The sequence below is a fragment of the Streptomyces sp. NPDC021562 genome, from assembly GCF_040640875.1.
In the GTDB taxonomy this organism is placed as follows: Bacteria; Actinomycetota; Actinomycetes; order Streptomycetales; family Streptomycetaceae; genus Streptomyces.
In genome coordinates this window covers 99,210-119,088 of sequence record NZ_JBFACN010000008.1, presented here as the reverse complement: position 1 = coordinate 119,088, position 19,879 = coordinate 99,210, and the positions used below count along the sequence as shown (strand labels likewise).

18 protein-coding genes and 1 riboswitch are annotated in these 19,879 nt (G+C 71.6%); of the genes, 9 read left to right on the top strand and 9 right to left on the bottom strand.

Annotated elements, in window-relative coordinates:
- The first annotated feature begins 109 nt into the window (after positions 1 to 109).
- From frr to AB0G52_RS14585, 3 genes are all read left to right on the top strand, one after another.
- Positions 110 to 667 (top strand): ribosome recycling factor, encoded by a 558-nt coding sequence (gene frr, locus AB0G52_RS14595; protein WP_132889831.1) that lies wholly within the window; start codon positions 110 to 112, stop codon positions 665 to 667.
- A gap of 446 nt (positions 668 to 1,113) precedes the next feature.
- Positions 1,114 to 2,118 carry a phosphatidate cytidylyltransferase gene (locus tag AB0G52_RS14590; protein WP_132889921.1) on the top strand — a complete coding sequence of 335 codons (1,005 nt, stop codon included), beginning with the start codon at positions 1,114 to 1,116 and terminating at the stop codon, positions 2,116 to 2,118.
- Between the two features lie 212 nt (positions 2,119 to 2,330).
- Positions 2,331 to 3,575: a cytochrome P450 gene (locus AB0G52_RS14585; RefSeq protein ID WP_361336646.1), complete on the top strand. Its 1,245-nt coding sequence runs from the start codon at positions 2,331 to 2,333 to the stop codon at positions 3,573 to 3,575.
- A gap of 32 nt (positions 3,576 to 3,607) precedes the next feature.
- On the opposite strand, the gene AB0G52_RS14580 is transcribed toward AB0G52_RS14585, so the two are convergent.
- On the bottom strand, positions 3,608 to 4,948 hold the full coding sequence (locus AB0G52_RS14580) for a cytochrome P450 (protein WP_361336644.1): 1,341 nt from the start codon (positions 4,946 to 4,948) through the stop codon (positions 3,608 to 3,610).
- A gap of 325 nt (positions 4,949 to 5,273) precedes the next feature.
- On the bottom strand, positions 5,274 to 5,816 hold the full coding sequence (locus AB0G52_RS14575; protein ID WP_361336642.1) for a hypothetical protein: 543 nt from the start codon (positions 5,814 to 5,816) through the stop codon (positions 5,274 to 5,276).
- Between the two features lie 61 nt (positions 5,817 to 5,877).
- Between AB0G52_RS14575 and AB0G52_RS14570 the strand changes: the two genes are divergently transcribed.
- The 5 genes from AB0G52_RS14570 (at position 5,878) to AB0G52_RS14550 (ending at position 11,389) form a co-directional block, all read left to right on the top strand.
- The gene (locus AB0G52_RS14570; protein WP_361336640.1) at positions 5,878 to 6,171 is read left to right on the top strand and encodes a hypothetical protein; all 294 of its coding nucleotides are present in this window, start codon (positions 5,878 to 5,880) and stop codon (positions 6,169 to 6,171) included.
- A gap of 169 nt (positions 6,172 to 6,340) precedes the next feature.
- Positions 6,341 to 7,447, top strand: a complete 1,107-nt coding sequence (rlmN, locus tag AB0G52_RS14565; protein ID WP_361336638.1) for a 23S rRNA (adenine(2503)-C(2))-methyltransferase RlmN — start codon at positions 6,341 to 6,343, stop codon at positions 7,445 to 7,447.
- A 24-nt stretch (positions 7,448 to 7,471) separates the two neighbouring features.
- A riboswitch (TPP riboswitch) is annotated at positions 7,472 to 7,579 on the top strand.
- Positions 7,580 to 7,659: 80 nt separating this feature from the next.
- The gene (locus tag AB0G52_RS14560) at positions 7,660 to 8,727 is read left to right on the top strand and encodes a thiamine ABC transporter substrate-binding protein (RefSeq protein ID WP_132889835.1); all 1,068 of its coding nucleotides are present in this window, start codon (positions 7,660 to 7,662) and stop codon (positions 8,725 to 8,727) included.
- Between the two features lie 38 nt (positions 8,728 to 8,765).
- Positions 8,766 to 10,364 carry an iron ABC transporter permease gene (locus AB0G52_RS14555; protein WP_361336813.1) on the top strand — a complete coding sequence of 533 codons (1,599 nt, stop codon included), beginning with the start codon at positions 8,766 to 8,768 and terminating at the stop codon, positions 10,362 to 10,364.
- The gene (locus tag AB0G52_RS14550) at positions 10,364 to 11,389 is read left to right on the top strand and encodes an ABC transporter ATP-binding protein (protein WP_361336636.1); all 1,026 of its coding nucleotides are present in this window, start codon (positions 10,364 to 10,366) and stop codon (positions 11,387 to 11,389) included. The genes AB0G52_RS14555 and AB0G52_RS14550 overlap by 1 nt, the downstream gene beginning before the upstream one ends.
- Before the next feature lie 90 nt (positions 11,390 to 11,479).
- Here AB0G52_RS14550 and AB0G52_RS14545 read toward each other — a convergent pair whose 3' ends face one another.
- The 7 genes from AB0G52_RS14545 to AB0G52_RS14515 all read right to left on the bottom strand — a co-directional run bounded on the left by AB0G52_RS14545 (position 11,480) and on the right by AB0G52_RS14515 (position 18,205).
- Positions 11,480 to 12,199: an LAETG motif-containing sortase-dependent surface protein gene (locus AB0G52_RS14545; protein ID WP_132889837.1), complete on the bottom strand. Its 720-nt coding sequence runs from the start codon at positions 12,197 to 12,199 to the stop codon at positions 11,480 to 11,482.
- A 158-nt stretch (positions 12,200 to 12,357) separates the two neighbouring features.
- The gene (locus tag AB0G52_RS14540; RefSeq protein WP_361336634.1) at positions 12,358 to 13,482 is read right to left on the bottom strand and encodes a Rossmann fold nucleotide-binding protein; all 1,125 of its coding nucleotides are present in this window, start codon (positions 13,480 to 13,482) and stop codon (positions 12,358 to 12,360) included.
- Between the two features lie 49 nt (positions 13,483 to 13,531).
- A complete protein-coding gene (locus AB0G52_RS14535) occupies positions 13,532 to 13,939 on the bottom strand; it encodes a VOC family protein (protein ID WP_132889839.1) in 408 nt (135 codons plus the stop codon).
- Positions 13,940 to 14,046: 107 nt separating this feature from the next.
- On the bottom strand, positions 14,047 to 15,402 hold the full coding sequence (locus AB0G52_RS14530; RefSeq protein ID WP_361336632.1) for a hypothetical protein: 1,356 nt from the start codon (positions 15,400 to 15,402) through the stop codon (positions 14,047 to 14,049).
- The gene (locus AB0G52_RS14525) at positions 15,384 to 16,121 is read right to left on the bottom strand and encodes an ATP-binding cassette domain-containing protein (protein WP_361336630.1); all 738 of its coding nucleotides are present in this window, start codon (positions 16,119 to 16,121) and stop codon (positions 15,384 to 15,386) included. Before AB0G52_RS14525 ends, AB0G52_RS14530 begins: the two co-directional genes overlap by 19 nt.
- A 195-nt stretch (positions 16,122 to 16,316) precedes the next feature.
- Positions 16,317 to 17,699: an aspartate aminotransferase family protein gene (locus tag AB0G52_RS14520; RefSeq protein ID WP_361336628.1), complete on the bottom strand. Its 1,383-nt coding sequence runs from the start codon at positions 17,697 to 17,699 to the stop codon at positions 16,317 to 16,319.
- Positions 17,684 to 18,205 (bottom strand): Lrp/AsnC family transcriptional regulator, encoded by a 522-nt coding sequence (locus AB0G52_RS14515; protein WP_030612872.1) that lies wholly within the window; start codon positions 18,203 to 18,205, stop codon positions 17,684 to 17,686. Before AB0G52_RS14515 ends, AB0G52_RS14520 begins: the two co-directional genes overlap by 16 nt.
- Before the next feature lie 164 nt (positions 18,206 to 18,369).
- Between AB0G52_RS14515 and AB0G52_RS14510 the strand changes: the two genes are divergently transcribed.
- Positions 18,370 to 19,809, top strand: coding sequence for a gamma-aminobutyraldehyde dehydrogenase (locus AB0G52_RS14510; protein WP_132889843.1), 1,440 nt, complete (start codon positions 18,370 to 18,372; stop codon positions 19,807 to 19,809).
- Positions 19,810 to 19,879 lie beyond the last annotated feature (70 nt).

Sequence of the window (19,879 nt, the reverse complement as noted above, 5' to 3'; positions counted from 1 at the left end):
CATTGTCCGGCCGGTCGGGAACCGTGCAGCTAAGAAGACGCGACGCAGCCGGCCGCCGCCCGCAACGGAACCGCAGCCGGGCCTTACTCAAGACACGCAGGAGCAAGTGGTGATCGAAGAGACCCTCCTCGAGGCCGAGGAGAAGATGGAGAAGGCCGTCGTGGTCGCCAAGGAGGACTTCGCCGCGATCCGCACCGGCCGTGCGCACCCGGCGATGTTCAACAAGATCGTGGCCGACTACTACGGCGCGCCGACGCCGATCAACCAGCTGGCCTCGTTCTCCGTGCCGGAACCGCGCATGGCGGTCGTGACCCCGTTCGACAAGACGGCCCTGCGCAACATCGAGCAGGCGATCCGCGACTCGGACCTGGGCGTCAACCCGAGCAACGACGGCAACATCATCCGAGTGGTGTTCCCCGAGCTCACCGAGGAGCGCCGCCGCGACTACATCAAGGTCGCCAAGGGCAAGGCGGAGGACTCCCGGGTGTCGATCCGTTCCGTGCGCCGCAAGGCCAAGGACGCCATCGACAAGCTGATCAAGGACGGCGAGGTCGGCGAGGACGAGGGCCGCCGCGCCGAGAAGGAGCTCGACGACACCACCGCGAAGTACGTCGCACAGGTGGACGAGCTCCTCAAGCACAAGGAAGCGGAACTTCTCGAAGTCTGATGAACGACTCATCCTGGGGAGCCCCGCCGCCCGCCGGGCCGCAGGCCGGGCAGGCCGGGGCACCGGCCGGGTACTGGCGGCCGACCGATCAGGGCCCCGGCCCCGCCGACGGCTCCGGCCAGGGCCCCGCCCACGGCTCCGGCGGCGGTCACGCCCACGGCGCCGGCCAGGGCCACGGGTTCGGTCCCGCCTCCGGTGCCGGCCAGGGCCACGGGCGCATGCCCGCCGAGGCTCCCGCCCAGGGCTACGGCCCCGTCGACGGCTCGGGTCAGGGGCACGCCCACGGCTCCGGCCAAGGGCACGCCCAGGGCTACGGCGCCGGTCCCGTCGACGGCTCCGCCCAGTACGGGAGGGGCCACGCCCACGGCTACGACCAGGGGTATGCCCAGGGAGCCGCCCCGGCGGGTCCCGCGTACGATGCGCATGACGCGCAGCAGACTCGCCCCATGCCCATCGTGCCCGACGACGTACCCCCGTACGGCGGTGACCAGGACGACGACCGGGGGGCCGCTCGGCTGAGCGGCCCCTTGTTCCGCAACGACACCTCGTCGGCGCAGCCCCTGCCTCACGCGGCCGCGCCGCAGAATCCGGAGCCCATGCCCGAGGTCCCGCAGCCGGCGTCCGCGCCGCAGAAGAAGAGCGCGGGACGCGACCTGGGTGCGGCCATAGGCGTCGGCGTCGGACTGGGCGTCGTGATCGTGGCGTCCCTCTTCGTCGTCAAGGCCGTCTTCGTGGGCGTGGTGGCGGTCGCGGTCGTGGTGGGACTGTGGGAGCTGACCAGCCGGCTCCAGGAGCGCAAGGGCATCAAGGCGCCCCTGGTCCCGTTGGCGCTCGGCGGCGCCGCCATGGTGGTCGCCGGCTATGCGCGCGGTGCCGAGGGCGCCTGGGTGGCCCTCGCGCTCACCGGGCTCGCGGTCCTGGTCTGGCGGATGACGGAACCGCCGGACGGCTATCTCAAGGACGTCACGGCGGGCCTCTTCGCGGCGTTCTACGTCCCGTTCCTGGCCACGTTCGTCGCGATGATGCTCACCGCCGGGGACGGCCCGCAGCGGGTGCTGACCTTCCTCCTCCTCACGGTCGTCAGCGACACCGGCGCGTACGCGGTCGGCTGGCGGTTCGGCACCCACAAGCTCGCCCCGCGCATCAGCCCCGGCAAGACCCGCGAGGGCCTGGTCGGGGCGGTGTTGTTCGCCATGGTCGCGGGCGCGCTGTGCATGCAGTTCCTCATCGACGACGGCACCTGGTGGCAGGGTCTGCTGCTGGGGCTCGCGGTCGCGGCCAGCGCCACGCTCGGCGACCTCGGCGAGTCCATGATCAAGCGGGACCTGGGCATCAAGGACATGGGCACGCTGCTGCCGGGCCACGGCGGCATCATGGACCGCCTGGACTCGCTGCTGCCGACGGCTCCGGTGGTGTGGCTGCTGATGGTGCTGTTCGTCGGCAGCGGCTGAGGCACGCGCCCGGCACCGCCACGGGCATCGTCACGGGCCGCGGACCGGTACCGGCTGTCGTACCCCTCTCGTGAGTGGGCCCCGCCCTGCGCAGGACGGGGCCCACCGGCACGTCCGCCCCGGATGCCGCACCAGAAATCGCACCCCCGCGCCGGTCATCGGCAGACTCCCGGTGAGGACGCCGTGTCCTCCGACGTCCAGGGAGTGTGCCCATGCCCCTCGACCCGTCCCCGGCCGCCGGCCCGTCCCCCGTCCCGGACCCGCCACCGGTGCGGTTCTGGCCCGTCGACGACCTGCCCGCGCTCGCACCCGACCCGTTCCTCGACGAGCTGCTGAGCGAGGAGCCGGTCACCCGGATCAGGCTCCCGCACGGCGAGGGCCACGCCTGGCTGGTCACCCGGTACGAGGACGTCCGCTTCGTCACCTCCGACCCGCGGTTCTCCCGGGAGCGGGTCGTCGGCCGCGACGTCACCAGCATGCGCCCGGAACCGGTGGCCTCGCAGACGGCGGGCCTGCAGTACATCGACCCGCCCCGGCACAACCGGCTGCGCCGGGTCGTCGCCCGGGCTTTCACCGGGCGCGCCATGCAGCGGCTGCGGCCGACGGCGGAGCGCCGGGCCGGTGAACTGCTCGACACGATGGCGGCCGCGGGGCCGCCCGCCGACCTCATGGAGCATCTCCACGGTCCCTTCCCGATCGCCGTGGTCCGTGACTTCCTCGGCGTCGACGAGAAGGACTGGCACCGCTGGGCGGCGACCGGCGAGGCCCTGCTGTCCGCCGGCGCCGACTCCGAACAGCGTGCCGGAGAGGCCGCACGGGCCACCCGGGCCCGGATCGCCGAGCTGCTGCGAAGCCGCCGGGAGGAACCCCGGGAGGACCTCGCCGGGGTGCTGGCGCAGGCCACCGACGCGGGCGAGATCACCGCGGACGAGGCGATCTCCCTGGCCACCGCCGTCCAGGTCAGCGGCGGACACGCGGTCCGCAACAACAGCGGCTCGATGATGTACGCGCTGCTCACCCACCCCGAACACCTGGACCGGCTGCGCCGGGAGCCGGAGCTGCTGCCCAGGGCCGTCGACGAACTGTTCCGCTACGTCCCGCACCGCAACGGCGTCGGCATCCCGCGTGTCGCCGTCGAGGACGTCGAGGTCGGCGGCCGGCTGATCCGGGCCGGCGAGGTCGTCTACAACGCCTACGTCTCCGCCAACCGCGACCCCGCGGTCTTCACCGATCCCGACCGCCTGGACTTCGACCGCGCGGACGGCCCCCACCTGGCCTTCGGGCACGGTCCCCACCACTGCATGGCCGCGATCATGGCCCGGATGGAGGCCGAGGTGATGATCGGCTCGGTCCTCACCCGCTTCCCCGGCATCCGGCTGGCCGTACCCCCGGAGCAGGTCGGGTTCCAGACCCAGGGCCTGATCCGCGGCCCCCGCACCCTGCCGGTGACCTGGTGACCTGGTGACCTGGTGACCTGGCCGACGGCCGGTCAGCCGAGCGCGCGCGGGACGGCACCCTCGCGTGAGGCGGCCCGCAGGCGCAGGCCGGCGGTCGCGAGCCCCACGAAGGTGGTGACCCGGTAGGCGGCTTCCGGGCCGGGCGGCTCGCTCAGCCGGTGGCGGCGGGCGGTCCCCGCGGTCAGGAGCGTCAGCGTCGCCATGGCCAGGGCGGCCCCCTCGCAACCGTGCGGCCCGGTACCGAAGGAGAGGAAGGCACCGGGTTTCGCCGACGAGCCGGGTTCGTCCGAGCCCTCGTCGTCGAGCCAGCGCTCCGGCCGGAACCGGTCCGGATCGGGGTGTTCCCGCGCGTCGCGGTGGGCGGTGTAGGGGCAGACGAGAACGGTCGACCCGGCGTCGATGCCGTAGCCGGCGAGCTCGGTCCGGTGCCCGGCCTGCCGGGTCAGCAGCCAGCTCGGCGGGTGCAGCCGGAGCACCTCGTGCACCAGGGCCCGGGTGTACCGCAGGCTTTCGAGGTGCTCCCCGGTGGTCGCCGCCGGGTCCGCGGGCAGCAGGGCGGCCTCAGCGGCCACGCGGTCCGCCGCCTCCGGGTACCGCGCCAGGTGGAGCAGGATCCAGCCGGCCGCCCGGGAAGGTGCCTCGAAGGTGGCGACGGTGATGCCCGGGAGGGTGTCGAGGACGGCCTGCTCCGGCAGCGGGCCGTGGCGGGGGGAGGGCTGGAGCATCTGCCCGAGCATGTCGTCACCCGGTGGGCCCGACGAGAGGCGCCGGCGGACGACGGGTCGCAACGCCTCGGTGAAGGCGACCTGCTGCCGGGTGCGGAACCGCCGTGCCGGTGTCGGGATCCAGGGCGGCCAGACCCAGCGCGAGGGGAGTGCGAGCAGTTCCCGGGCCAGGAACAGCTGTGCGGCGAAGGGCAGCAGGGCCGGCGCGTCCTCGGAGAACAGGTAGCGCACGCCGACCTCCGCCAGCACGTGCCGTACGAGGGGCAGGACCTCGACGTCCCGGTCCGTGGGCCACCGCTCGGCCAGTTGAGCGGTCCCGGCCGCGATCTCACCGGTCCGGGCCACGACCGCCTGCGGCCGCAGCCCGCGCATCCGGGCGGCGTGGGCCCGGGCCCGTTCCTCGGGCGTCGGCGCTCGGCTCGCCGGCCGCAACGGCGGGAAGAGGGGCGACGACGCCTTGGGGAAATCCCGTGCGCGGCGCAGGACCTCCTCGCACGCACCGGCCGTGGCGGCCACGTAGACCCCCGGCTCCAGCTGCCAGACGTCCCCGCACTCCGCCGCGCCGCGGCGGGCCGTGGCGAGCCGGTCATGGCTCCAGGCCGCGAAGCTGCCTCCGGGCAGCCGCGGCGGCTCCTTCGGTGAGCCCATGAGAACGTTGGCCGGCGGGAGCCGCTCGGGGTCCCCGCCGGCGGTGCGGTCAGGCCGAGTCGTCGCCGGCGTACGCGTCCCACTCGTGTTCGCCGTACGCACCGTAGTGGCGGGTGAAGAACAGCTTGCCGAGCAGCTTGGCGATCATGATGGACTCCTCACTCCTGTCGGCAGACCGAATGCCACAAGCCCCATATTGCCACATATGCGACTTATATGATATGAGGCCCGAGGTCGCCATGACGTGCCCCGGGCCACCCATGTGGATCTGCGGTCGTCTCTGGGCCGTCAGACTCGCGCAGCCGCACCTACGCCGTCGGGAACCTCAGCGCCGCCGGGAAAACTTCCAGTTGTTCTGGCACAGCTTGAACAGGACGAATGCTCCGCAGAGCACCCAGACGACCAAGAAGGCCCATAACAACCACGGAGGCCCGTCCGGACGCTCTGCCAGTTGAACCGCTGCCGCATAAGAAGAGGTCATTCCTCGCGCGTGCCCGGCTGTGCCAGCAGGAACACGCGGTCGACTGCCTTCCGCGTACGCTCCTGACTCGACGGCATCTAGCAGCAGCGAGGCGTAGAAGTTCCGCAGGGCGTGCATGCCGTGCTCACAAGCTGACTCGTACTTGCCGTCCTCCCCGGCTGCCGCGATCAACCCAGCTGACACAAGAGAGGCTTCCATTCCTGGAAGTTGACGTTGCTGGGCCAGTAGACGGGCCGACACCTTCGGAGCGACCACGACCTTGCCTCGGATCAGCTTCACTTGCCGCAGCACTCGGATGAGACCGCCGTCAAAATCGAGTGCATCCTCAGCCAGTCCCACGATCTCGCCCGGACGGAGACCGCATCCAGCACCGACGTCCACAATCAACGATCACGCACTCTTTCCCTTTCGCTACGCGGACAGGCCCAGGCCACTGGACCGGGCCCGTTTGCCCGCCAACGCGTCGCCCACGCGGCAACGGCTGTTCCGGGCGCACGGGCCGCAGCCTCCGGAGACCCTCTTCGACGTCGGTGAGGACCTGATGACCGAGGAGTACCTGGGGCTGCGCGAAGCGTTCGAGGAGCTGGGAGCTTCCACCAGGCTCGTCTGTGTGTTCTTCACGGCTGACGCCGAGAACGGCATCCATGCCATTCACTGGGGCGACGCCCATCTCGAACCCGACCGCACCTTTACATGGCCGTACAGGGAACGGCTCCCGGTTGCTCCAGCGGAGATGGGATGACGGGCCGTGGCACCGCCACCTGGGCGCCTACGGCGACGGCTGATCGACTCCTGGGCCGTCCCTGGGCCGTCCGAGGTCGACCAACGCTGACAGTCGGTGCCTACGGGTGACCACCCCCACCCCGCTCTGGCCTGGGCTACCAGAGTCGATCTGCGACACTGGTACCACCATGCCCAAGCCCGGAGAACTCACTTTCGTCGCCCCGCGCGGAGCCAAGAAGCCGCCGCGGCATCTCGCCGATCTCTCGCCCGCCGAGCGCAAGGACGCGGTGGCCGAGGCCGGGGAGAAGCCGTTCCGTGCCAAGCAGCTCTCGCAGCACTACTTCGCGCGGTACACGCACGACCCCGAGCAGTGGACGGACATCCCGGCCGGCTCCCGGGACAAGCTGCGGGAGGCCCTGTTCCCGGAGCTGATGACCGTCGTACGGCATCTGTCCACGGACGAGGGCACCACCCGCAAGACGCTGTGGCGGCTGTTCGACGGCACGCTCGTCGAGTCGGTGCTGATGCGCTACCCGGACCGGGTGACCATGTGCATCAGCTCGCAGGCGGGGTGCGGGATGAACTGCCCGTTCTGCGCGACCGGGCAGGCGGGCCTGGACCGGAACCTGTCCACCGCGGAGATCGTCCACCAGATCGTCGACGGTATGCGGGCGCTGCGGGACGGGGACGTCCCCGGGGGACCGGCGCGGCTCTCCAACATCGTCTTCATGGGGATGGGCGAACCGCTCGCCAACTACAAGCGGGTGGTCGGCGCCATCCGGGCGCTGACCGACCCGGCGCCCGACGGGCTCGGCCTCTCGCAGCGCGGGATCACCGTGTCCACCGTCGGACTCGTCCCGGCCATCCACCGGTTCGCCGACGAGGGCTTCAAGTGCCGGCTCGCGATCTCCCTGCACGCCCCCGACGACGAACTGCGCGACACCCTCGTCCCGGTCAACACCCGGTGGAAGGTCCGCGAGGTCCTCGACGCCGGATTCGAGTACGCCGAGAAGAGCGGCCGCCGGCTGTCCATCGAGTACGCGCTCATCCGGGACATCAACGACCAGGCATGGCGCGGTGACCGGCTCGGCCGGCTGCTCAAGGGCAAGCCCGTGCACGTCAACCTCATCCCGCTGAACCCCACCCCGGGCTCCAAGTGGACCGCCTCGCGGCCCGAGGACGAGAAGGCGTTCGTCGAGGCGATCGCCGCGCACGGGGTGCCCGTCACCATCCGGGACACCCGTGGTCAGGAGATCGACGGGGCCTGTGGCCAGCTCGCGGCCACCGAGCGGTAATCTGAGGGCCGCAGGTACATCTTCATATTCCGACAGGGGAGCGCCACAGCGCTGAGAGTGCGGCAATCGGGCCGCAGACCCTCTGAACCTCGCCCAGGTCATTCTGGGTAGGAAGTTCGGTCATCACTCAAGCTGTTGCGCCCTGCCCGCGAGCCCCGTGCTCACGGGCAGGGCCGCGTCTCTTCCTGGTCCACCCCAGGAGGAAAACACCAGTGCACACCAGAACCCTCGTGGCCGCGGCCGCCGCGCTCGGTCTCGTCACGCTGTCCGCGTGCTCGTCCTCGGGCACCGGAGCCGACTCCAGGACCGTCACCCTGGTCAGCCACGACTCGTGGGCCGTCTCCAAGAACGTGCTCAAGGACTTCGAGAAGCAGTCCGGCTACCAGGTGAAGGTCCTCAAGGACGGCGACGCCGGACAGGCCGTCAACAAGGCGATCCTGACCAAGGACAACCCCCAGGGCGACGTCTTCTTCGGCGTCGACAACACCCTGCTGTCCAGGGCTCTCGACAACGGGTTGTTCCAGCCGTACGAGGCCAAGGGCCTGGACCAGGTCGGCACGGCGTACCAGCTCGACGCCGGCAAGCACCGGGTGACGCCCATCGACTACGGCGACATCTGCGTGAACTACGACAAGGCGTACTTCAGCGAGCACAAGCTGACGCCGCCCACGTCGTACGCCGATCTCGTCAAGCCGCAGTACAAGAACCTCCTGGTCACGGAGAACGCCGCCACCTCCTCGCCTGGCCTCGGGTTCCTGCTGGGCTCCGCCGCCCGGTACGGGGACGGCGGCTGGCCGGACTACTGGAAGAAGCTCAAGGCCAACGGCGTGAAGGTCGTCGACGGCTGGGAGCAGGCCTACAACGAGGAGTTCTCCGGCTCGGCCGGCGGCAAGAAGGCCAAGGGCGACCGGCCGCTCGTCGTGTCGTACGCCTCCTCGCCGCCCGCCGAGGTGATCTACGCCGACCCGAAGCCCAGCACCGCCCCCACCGGTGTAGCCACCGGAACCTGCTTCCGGCAGATCGAGTTCGCCGGACTGCTGAGCAACGCCGGGAACACCAAGGGCGGCAAGGCGCTCATCGACTTCCTGGTCTCCAAGGAGTTCCAGCAGGACATGCCGCTCAACATGTTCGTGTACCCGGTGGTCAAGGGGGCCGCGGTGCCCCACGAGTTCACCGAGTACGGTCCAGCCGCCCCGGACCCCGAGACCATGGCGCCCGACAAGATCGCCGCCAACCGTGACCAGTGGGTCAAGACGTGGACGTCACTCGTACTGAAGTGACCGCCGGCCGGCGGGCGGCCGCGGCGCGGCTCGGGCTGCTGCTCGTGCCCGTCGCGTTCTTCGCGGTCTTCTTCGCCTGGCCGGTCGCGGCGATCGTCGCCCGGGGCCTGAAGACCGACGGCGGCTGGCGGTTCGGCCGGATCGCCGAGGTCGTCGGGCAGTCCGACATCCGGCACGTGCTGTGGTTCACCACCTGGCAGGCGCTCGCCTCGACCGCGCTCACCCTGCTGGTGGCGCTGCCCGCGGCCTATGTCTTCGCCCGCCTCGACTTCCCCGGCAAGCAGGTGCTGCGGGCCGTCGTGACGGTCCCCTTCGTCCTGCCGACGGTCGTGGTGGGGACCGCCTTCCTCGCGCTCGTCGGGCGGGGCGGTCTGCTGGAGGAGTGGTGGGGCGTACGGCTCGACACCACCGTCTGGGCCATCCTGCTGGCGCACGTCTTCTTCAACTACGCGGTGGTCGTACGGACCGTGGGCGGCCTGTGGTCCCAACTCGACCCCCGCCAGGAGGAGGCGGCACGGATGCTCGGCGTCTCGCCGGCGGCCGCCTGGCGCAAGGTCACCCTGCCCGCGCTCGCGCCCGCCGTGGCGGCCGCCGCGCTGATGGTCTTCCTGTTCACCTTCACCTCCTTCGGCGTGGTGCAGATCCTCGGCGGGCCCACCTTCGCCACCCTCGAAGTGGAGATCTACCGGCAGACCTCCGAGATCTTCGACCTCGCCACGGCCGCCGTCCTCACGATCGTCCAGTTCGCCGCGGTCGGCGCGATCCTCGCCGTGCACGCGTGGACGGTACGGCGCCGGGAGAGCGCGCTGCGGCTGGTGGACCCGTCGGTGACGGCACGCCGGCCGCGCGGGGCCGGCCAGTGGGCGCTGCTCGCCGGGGTCCTCGGAACCATCGCCGTACTCCTCCTCCTGCCGCTGGCCGTCCTGGTACGGCGGTCGCTCGACGGCGGTCTCGGCTACTACCGGGCGCTGGGCGACGCCGACGGCGGCACCTTCCTGGTCGCGCCGATCGAGTCGGTCGTGAACTCGCTGGAGTACGCGGCCGCCGCCACCGCCGTCGCGGTGCTGATCGGCGCACTGGCCGCCGCCGCGCTGGCCCGGCGGGACGCGGGACGGCTGGCACGGGGGTTCGACGCGCTGCTGATGCTGCCGCTCGGAGTGTCCGCGGTGACCGTCGGCTTCGGGTTCCTGATCGCGCTGGACAAGCCGCCGCTGGACCTGCGGCAGTCCTGGATCCTGGTCCCGCTCGCGCAGGCGCTGGTCGGCGTCCCCTTCGTGGTGCGGACCATGCTCCCGGTGCTGCGGGCCGTGGACGAGCGGCTCCGGGAGGCGGCGGCCGTGCTCGGCGCCTCGCCGTGGCGGGTGTGGCGGGAGGTCGACCTGCCGCTGGTGCGGCGGGCGCTGCTGGTCGCGACCGGGTTCGCCTTCGCGGTGTCGCTGGGCGAGTTCGGGGCGACCGTGTTCATCGCCCGGCCCGACAACCCGACGTTGCCGGTCGCGGTGGCCCGGCTGCTGTCCCGGCCCGGTGATCTCAACTACGGCCAGGCGATGGCTCTTTCGACGATTCTGATGGTGGTGTGCGCGGTGGCCTTGCTGGTCCTCGAACGGCTGCGGACCGACCGGACGGCGGAGTTCTGATGCCGCTTCTCGAACTGGACGCGGCGACCGTGCGGTTCGGTGCGCGCGCCGTGCTCGACACGGTGGACCTGGCGGTCGCCGAGCACGAGGTGGTGTGTGTCCTCGGGCCCAGCGGAAGCGGCAAGTCGACCCTGCTGCGGGCGGTGGCGGGGCTGCAACCGCTCGGTGCGGGGCGGGTGTTGCTCGACGGCCAGGACCAGGCACGGGTACCGGCGCACCGGCGGGGGGTCGGGCTGATGTTCCAGGACCACCAGCTGTTCCCGCAGCGGGACGTGGGCGAGAACGTGGCCTTCGGGCTCCGGATGCGGGGGGCCGGGACGGAACAGCGGGCCGCGCGGGTGGCCGAGCTGCTGGAGCTGGTGGGGCTGCCGGGCGCCGCGCGGCGGGCGGTGGCCGGGCTGTCCGGCGGCGAGCAGCAGCGGGTGGCGCTCGCCCGGGCGCTGGCACCCCGGCCGCGACTGCTGATGCTCGACGAACCGCTGGGGCAGCTCGACCGCTCCCTGCGGGACCGGCTGGTGGTGGAACTCCGCGAGTTGTTCGGGCGGCTGGGCACAACGGTGCTCGCCGTGACGCACGACCAGGGCGAGGCCTTCGCGCTGGCCGACCGGGTGGTGGTGATGCGGGACGGGCGGATCGCCCAGTCAGGCACGCCACTGGAGGTGTGGCAGCGGCCGGCCGACGAGTTCGTGGCCCGCTTCCTCGGCTTCGGCAACGTGGTCCGGGCGACAGTCGAGGGCGCCGCCGCGGTGACCCCGTGGGGCAAGCTGCCGGTGCCGGAGGGCTCGGGGCAGGGGGCACGGTCGCTGCTGGTGCGGCCGGCGGGCGTCCGGCTCGTCGCCGCCGCGGCGGGACTGCCCTGCACGGTGACCGCCCGGACCTTCCAGGGCACCCACGTCACCGTCCACCTCCAGCCCGAGGACGGCGGCCCCCGCCTGGAGGCGGCCTGCGCGCTCAGGGCGGCACCGGCGACCGGAGAGACGGTGGGCGTCGCGTTCGACGCGACGGAGACCGTCGTACTGGACTGAGCGCCCTCCGGCACGACCCTCGGCAGCGACCGAGGCCCGTCCCCGGGGGAACGGGGACGGGCCTCGGTGCGGTACGGGTGTCGGGCGCGGTCAGTCCCCGCTGTGCGCGCCGCGACGGCGCATGCCGAACCAGACGGCTCCGCCGCCGACCACGACCAGCGCGCCGGCGACACCGGCGATCAGGCCGGTGTTGGAGTTGGCACCGGTCTCGGCGAGGTTCGACTCACCGACCGCCGGGGACGGGGCGTTGTCCGACGAACCGGCCGGAGCGGTGCTGCCGCTCTCGGTGGCCGACGGGGTGGGGGAATCCGACTCGGCGGGGGTGGACGCGGACGCCGACGGGGACGGGGTGGCCGACTCCGACTGCGACGCCGACGGCGACGGGCTGGCGCTCTCCTCGGACGCGCACGCCGTCGACGGGGTCGTCAGGTTCGGCGTGATGTCCGTGTCGATCTGGGTCCTGCCGCTGTCGACCTTGACGCGGACGCGGTACGTCGCGTTGGGGGCCCAGTCCTCGGAGAAGGTGATCTTCTCGCCGGCCTTGGAGCCCTTGACGGTCTGCTTGCCGACCTGCTTGGCGTCGGCGCCGTTGTTCTCCAGGAAGACGGTGATGGTGGCGGCCGTGCCGGTGGCGTCAGTGTCCGTGACGACGATGGCGCCCTTGGCGCCGTCGCAGGTGGCTTCGGCGGAGAAGTCCTTGATGTTGCAGGCGAAGGCGGTGCTGGAGACGCCCAGGGCCAGTGCGGCCGACGCGGAGGCGACACCCAGGATGCGCACGGAACGACGTGCACTGCGGCGGGATATGGACACGTTTGTCCTTACTGAGTGCATAACTGCGGGGGGTAAAAGGGAGTTGACGCGACGGCGAGATGAGGCATCAGCATCCCCAAGAGGCTCACAGGTCTATAAGTGCTCCATAAGCAGTGTCAATGCATATGCGGTCCACGGGTGTTGACTTTGCACAGTCGTTAACTGCCGAGACGTTTCAGCGCCTCTGCGGCCTGCTCGATCCGGTCAACGAGGCCGATACGGGACGCCATCGACCGCTCCCGCGCCAGCGAGGTCAGCAACTGCCAGGCAGGCAGCCGCTCGCTCCAGTGCGCCTCGTCCACGAGCACCATCGGGGTCGGCTCACCCCGCGACTCGTAGTAGTTGGGCGTCGCGTTGTCGAAGATCTCCTGTACGGTCCCGGCCGCGCCCGGCAGGAACACCACACCGGCGTTTGAGCGGGCCAGCAGGCCGTCCTCGCGGGTGGCGTTGGCGAAGTACTTGGCGATGTGCGCGGCGAAGGCGTTCGGCGGCTCGTGCCCGTAGAACCAGGTCGGGATGCCCACCGAGGAGCCGCCGTCCGGCCAGCGCTCGCGGACCTCGAAGGCGGCCCGCGCCCAGTCGGTGACCGAGGGCCGGAACGACGGGACCTTGGCGAGGAGTTCCAGGGCCTCGTCGAGCATCCCGTCCTCGAAGGGGGCCGCGTAGGCGCCCAGGTTCGCCGCCTCCATCGCGCCCGGCCCACCGCCGGTCGCCACGGTCAGGCCGGCGCGCGCGAGTTCCCGGCCGAGCCGTGCGGCACCGGCGTACTCCGCCGTGCCGCGCGCCATCGCGTGCCCGCCCATCACCCCCACCACCCGGGCCTCGGCCAGGAGTTCGTCGAGCGCGTCGGAGACCGCGTCGTCGTGGATCGAGCGGAGCATCGAGGCGAATATGTCGCCGTCCGCCTTCGTCTCCTGGAACCAGGCGTACGACCGTGCGTCCGGGGTCCCTTCGTAACCCTCGGCGAGCGAGTCGAACAACTCTCCCGGGGTGTAGACGAAGGCCCGGTACGGATCGAAGGGGAGGTCCGGGACCGGCGGGAACACCAGGGCGCCGGACGCGCCGACCCGGGCCGCGGCCTCGGCCGACATCGGGCAGCCGAGGAAGACGGCGCCGGTGGTGTCGGTGGCGAGCAGGACGTCCGTACGGTCCGTCAGATCGACGGCCTGGACGCGGTACCGGGCGAGGGTGCCGCGCGCGGCCACGACCTCGTCGAACTCGGCGAGCGACTCGATCTCGAGGTCGTGGGCGGCACGGTTCGGCTGGGCGGATGTCGGTTGCACCCGCCCATGCTGGCACAGCTGTTCGCCAAGGCTGCTGTGCCGGTGGACGTCAGCCCTGCACCGCCGCCGGGTCCATCCACACGACCTCCCAGCTGTGGCCGTCCAGGTCCTCGAAGGAACGGCCGTACATGAAGCCCTGGTCCTGGACGTCGTCGTTCGCCGTGCCGCCGGCCGCGACCGCCTTCCCCACCAGCTCGTCGACCTTCTCGCGGCTCTCGGCGCTCAGGCAGATCAGCACCTCGCTGGTCTTCGTCGAGTCGGCGATCTCCTTCTTGGTGAAGTCCGCGTAGCGCTGCTTGCTCAGGAGCATCGCGAAGATCGTGTCGCTGATCACGACACAGGCGCAGTCGTCGCCGCTGAACTGCGGATTGATCGTGTAGCCGAGCTCCGTGAAGAACTTCCGCGCCGCCGCCACGTCGTCGGTGGCCAGGTTCACGAAGATCATCTGCTGGTACATGGGGTCCCTCTTCCTCCGGTGTCGTGCCGTTCGAGGGGTGGACCGGGGAGCACGGCGAAAGTCATCGGTCCCGTCGGACTTCTGTGCGGTGAGTTCCGCGCGACCGCTCAGCGGACCAGCGGGCGGGCGGCGAGGTCCGCGATCAGCAGGGTGAAGGGACCGAAGAGGGCCAGCAGGGCGCCGGTGCGCAGGGCCGCCGCGCCGCGCAGCAGCGTCGCCGGTGCGCCGAGGCGCAGCAGCGCCTCGGTGGTGCCGGCGCGGGCCTGGCGGGCCTCCACGGCGGTGGTGAGGAGCGTGGCCACCGCGCAGCCGGCGACCACGAGGCCGCCGAGGGTGGTGAGCGGGCCGCCGGGGTGCTTGCCGCCGCCGTGCAGGAAGGTCGCCGCGAAGGCCGCCGACGTCACCGCGCAGACGACGCCCAGGGGGCGGCCGATACGGGTGGCCTCCGCCATCAGGACGCGGCCGGCCAGCAGCCGCAGGGCGCCGGGGCGGACGGCCTGCAGGAGGCGGCCGCAGAGGTGGGCGAGGGCCGGGGCGGCGAGGACCAGGCCGAGGGCGGTGAGCGACCAGCCGACCAGGACGCCGACCGGGCCGGTGGCGAGGCCGCCGGGGAGGGCGGTGTGGGGGGAGGTCTCGGTGACGCCGGCGTAGGACTCCATGGCGAGCCCGGCGGCCAGGACCGCGACGGCCCAGGGCAGGCCGGTGGGGGCGGGGTCGGCCGTGGCCGGGACGGGCGGGATCTCGCTCACCGGGGTCGGCGGGGCGCCGTCCGCGGGGTGCCGGGGCGGCGTGGTGTCGGGTGCGGGCTGCCGGGGCTGCGCGGTGTCGGGTGCGGGGTGTCCGGTGAGGCGGGTGTTCGTGGTGGGGCGGGGACCCGTGGTGGCGTCGGTGCCCGCGGTGCGGCGGGCGCCGAGGAGTGCGTACACCGGGTTGCGGCCCGGTGTGCCGGGCAGGTCGCGGGGGCGCAGGACCAGCGCCACCGCCGTGGACGCGAGCACCGGGGGCACGGTCAGCAGGGTCAGGGCGGCCGGCAGCGGCAGGGGCCGGTCCGCTGCCAGGAAGTCCTTCGCCGCACCGTCGAAGGGCATGCCGGTGAGGTCCCCGCGCAGGTGCAGGAAGACGGCCAGGGCCAGCAGCGAGCCCAGGGTGCAGGCGAGGACCGTGTTGAGGGCGGCGACGGCCATCAGGCGGGCCGGACCGAGGCCGAGGGCGGACAGGCCGGGGCGGGGACGGGTGCCGGGGTCGGTGCGGGCCACCGCCACCGCGAGGTGCACCGTGGCGGCGAGCGGGATCGCGCACCAGGCGAGCCGCAGGAGTGCCGCCGGCGAGTGGTCGGGGTGGGCCATCGCGTAGCCGAGGGCGGACAGCAGGAGGAAGCCCGTGCCCGCCGCCGCCGCGGCCACCAGGAGGCGGCGCAGCTGGACGGCCGGGTGGGCGACGCGGGTCAGGCGGAGAGCGAGCACTCGGCCCGGCCTTCCGCTTCGGGGGCGGGCAGGTGGACCGTGTTCACCCGGCGGCCGTCCAGGAGCGAGACCCTGCGGTCGGCGAGGGCGGCCGTCTCCGCGTCGTGGGTGGCGAGGACGACCGTGATGCCGTGCGAGCGGGCCGCGGTGGTGAGGGTGCGCAGCACATGGGCGCGGTCGGCGCGGTGCAGCGGGGCCGTCGGCTCGTCCGCGAAGAGGATGGTGGGGGAGGGGGCGAGGGCGCGGGCGATGGCGACCCGCTGCCGTTCGGCCTGCTGGAGTTCCGCCGGGCGCCTGCGGGCCCGGTCGCCGACGTCGAGGCGGTCCAGCCACTCCAGCGCGGCCACCTTGGCCCGGCGGCGGCTGGTGCCCCGCAGCATCAGGGGCAGGGCGGTGTTCTCCCAGACGTTCAGCTCGGGGACCAGTGCCGGGACGGGGTCGATCCAGCCGAAGCGGTCGCGGCGCAGCCGTTCGCGGACGACCGGGCCCATCCGGTGCACGGCCGTGCTGTTGAACCAGACCTCACCGCCCTGCACCGGCGTCAGGCCGGCGAGGCACCTCAGCAGCGTCGTCTTGCCGCTGCCGCGCGGACCGCTGACGGCGAGGATCTCGCCCTCCCGTACCGCGAGCGAGACCCCGGTGACACCGGGCGAGCCGTCCTGGTGGCGGAAGTGCAGGGCGCGTGCCCACAGCACGTCGTTGTCCGGCGGGGCCTCCATGGGCGTACACCTCGGTTCTGATCCGTTTTGCCGTGCCTTCCCACGTCGGGGGGAACGAAGGCTGGGCCGATCGGTCACGTGCACGCTAGGCAGGCCCGCGGGCGGAGCCCGGGCAGCACACGGCCCCGGGCGTCCGTTCTCACTCGAACGGACGGCACCGGGGCCGGTGTCGGTCAGCCGGTCAGGGCGCGGGACTCAGAGCTTCGTCCAGGCCTCCGTCAGCGTGGCGCGCAGGATCTGCTCGATCTCGTCGAAGGTCTCCTGGTTGGAGATCAGCGGCGGGGCGAGCTGGACGACCGGGTCGCCGCGGTCGTCGGCACGGCAGTACAGGCCGTTCTCGAACAGGGCCTTGGAGAGGAAGCCGTACAGGACGCGCTCGGTCTCCTCCGCGTCGAAGGACTCCTTGGTCGCCTTGTCCTTGACCAGCTCGATGCCGTAGAAGAAGCCGTTGCCGCGGACGTCGCCGACGATCGGCAGGTCGTGCAGCTTCTGGAGGGTCGACAGGAACGCGCCCTCGTTGTCGAGGACGTGCTGGTTGAGGCCCTCGCGCTCGAACAGGTCGAGGTTGGCGAGGCCGACGGCCGCGGAGACCGGGTGACCGCCGAAGGTGTAGCCGTGCAGGAAGGTGTTGTCGCCCTTGTAGAAGGGCTCGGCGAGCTTGTCGGAGATGATGCAGGCGCCGATCGGGGAGTAGCCCGAGGTCATGCCCTTGGCGCAGGTGATCATGTCCGGCACGTAGCCGAACTTGTCGCACGCGAACATCGTGCCGAGGCGGCCGAAGGCGCAGATGACCTCGTCGGAGACGAGCAGGACGTCGTGCCGGTCGCAGATCTCGCGGACGCGCTGGAAGTAGCCGGGCGGGGGCGGGAAGCAGCCGCCCGCGTTCTGCACCGGCTCCAGGAAGACCGCTGCGACGGTGTCGGGGCCCTCGAAGAGGATCTGCTGCTCGATCTGGTCGGCGGCCCAGCGGCCGAAGGCCTCCGGGTCGTCGCCGAAGAGCGGGGCGCGGTAGATGTTCGTGTTCGGGACCTTGTGGGCACCGGGGACCAGCGGCTCGAACGGCGCCTTCAGGCCCGGCAGGCCGGTGATGGACAGGGCGCCCTGCGGGGTGCCGTGGTAGGCGACCGCGCGGGAGATGACCTTGTACTTGGTCGGCTTGCCCTTGAGCTTGAAGTACTGCTTGGCCAGCTTCCAGGCGGTCTCCACGGCCTCGCCGCCGCCGGTGGTGAAGAAGACCTTGTTCAGGTCGCCGGGCGCGTAGTCGGCCAGGCGCTCGGCCAGCTCGACGGCCTTCGGGTGGGCGTACGACCACACCGGGAAGAAGGCCAGCTCCTGGGCCTGCTTGAAGGCGGTCTCGGCGAGTTCCGTGCGGCCGTGACCGGCCTGGACCACGAACAGGCCCGCGAGACCGTCCAGGTAGCGCTTGCCCCGGTCGTCGTAGATGTAGGTGCCCTCGCCCCGGACGATGGTCGGGACGGGGGAGTTCTCGTACGAGGACATGCGGGTGAAGTGCATCCACAGGTGGTCGTACGCGGTGCGGCTGAGGTCCTTCTGGGTCACGGTTATCGGGTTCCCCACATGTAGGTCTGCTTCTTCAGCTTCAGGTAGACGAAGCTCTCGGTGGAGCGCACCCCTGGCAGTGCCCGGATGCGTTTGTTGATGACGTCCAGCAGGTGGTCGTCGTCCTCGCAGACGATCTCGGCGAGGATGTCGAACGAGCCCGCGGTCATCACCACGTACTCGACTTCCGACATGGCCGTCAGCGCGTCCGCGATCGACTCGACATCGCCCTCGACGTTGATGCCGACCATCGCCTGCCGGCGGAAGCCCACGGTGAGCGGGTCCGTGACGGCGACGATCTGCATGACGCCCTGGTCCAGCAGCTTCTGGACACGCTGGCGCACGGCCGCCTCCGACAGGCCGACGGCCTTGCCGATCGCGGCGTACGGCCGGCGGCCGTCCTCCTGGAGCTGCTGGATGATGGCGAGGGAGACGGCGTCCAGCTGGGGGCTGTTGCCGTTCCTGGACTCGCGGGACGAGTCCCTCTGGTCTGCGCTTCGACTGGCCACGACCTCACTGTGCACGACGTCTCGACGGTTCCGCAAGGTCGTATCGATGAAATTCGTTGTTTCAGGAAGCTTGCGTTGCGGATTTCGCAGACTCGGCGCGGCCGGGGGTGTTGAAAACGTGGGATCTCGGATTACTGTGGGTGTCTCAGTGATTGGACACCGAACTTGGAGGGCCGGCAGTGAGCACCGAGCTGCGTCGCCTGCGCAACTACATCGACGGTGAGTTCCGGGACGCCGCCGACGGACGGACCACCGAGGTGGTCAACCCCGCGACCGGGGAGGCGTACGCGACCGCGCCGCTGTCCGGGGCGGCCGACGTCGACGCGGCGATGGCGGCCGCGGCCGCGGCCTTCCCGGCCTGGCGGGACACCACCCCGGCCGAGCGGCAGAAGGCCCTGCTGAAGATCGCCGACGCGTTCGAGGAGCGGGCCGAGGAACTCATCGCGGCCGAGGTGGAGAACACCGGCAAGCCGGTCGGACTGACCCGGGACGAGGAGATCCCGCCGATGGTCGACCAGATCCGCTTCTTCGCGGGCGCGGCCCGGATGCTGGAGGGCCGTTCGGCCGGCGAGTACATGGACGGCCACACCTCGATCGTCCGCCGTGAGCCGGTCGGCGTCTGCGCGCAGGTCGCGCCGTGGAACTACCCGATGATGATGGCCGTGTGGAAGTTCGCCCCGGCGATCGCGGCGGGCAACACGGTCGTGCTGAAGCCGTCGGACACCACCCCCGCGTCGACCGTCCTGATCGCCGAGATCCTCGGCGGGATCCTCCCCAAGGGCGTCTTCAACGTCATCACCGGCGACCGCGAGACCGGCCGTCTGATGGTCGAGCACCCGACCCCGGCGATGGCCTCCATCACCGGCTCCGTGCGCGCCGGCATGCAGGTCGCCGAGTCCGCGGCCAAGGACGTCAAGCGGGTCCACCTGGAGCTGGGCGGCAAGGCGCCGGTCGTCGTCTTCGAGGACACGGACATCGCCAAGGCCGTCGAGGGCATCTCCGTGGCCGGCTTCTTCAACGCGGGCCAGGACTGTACGGCCGCCACCCGCGTGCTCGTCCACGAGTCCATCCACGACGAGTTCGTGGCCGCGCTCGCGAAGGCCGCGGCCGAGACGAAGACCGGCCGGCCGGACGACGAGGACGTGCTGTACGGGCCGCTGAACAACCCGAACCAGCTGAAGCAGGTCTCCGGCTTCATCGAGCGGCTCCCCGCCCACGCCAAGGTCGAGGCCGGCGGACAGCGGGTGGGCGACAAGGGGTACTTCTACGCGCCGACCGTCGTGTCCGGGCTCAGGCAGGACGACGAGATCATCCAGAACGAGGTCTTCGGGCCGGTCATCACCGTCCAGTCCTTCGCGGACGAGGACCAGGCCGTGCAGTGGGCCAACGACGTCGAGTACGCGCTGGCGTCGTCCGTGTGGACCAAGGACCACGGGCGGGCCATGCGGATGTCCAAGCGGCTGGACTTCGGCTGCGTGTGGATCAACACGCACATCCCGCTGGTCGCGGAGATGCCGCACGGCGGGTTCAAGAAGTCCGGTTACGGCAAGGACCTGTCGGGCTACGGCTTCGAGGACTACACGCGGATCAAGCACGTGATGACGTCGCTGGACGCGTAGGCCGCAGGCGGGTGCAGGTGCGTGGGCGCTCGAACCAGCGTCGATTGCCCGGCGACCGGTGGGCGCGACA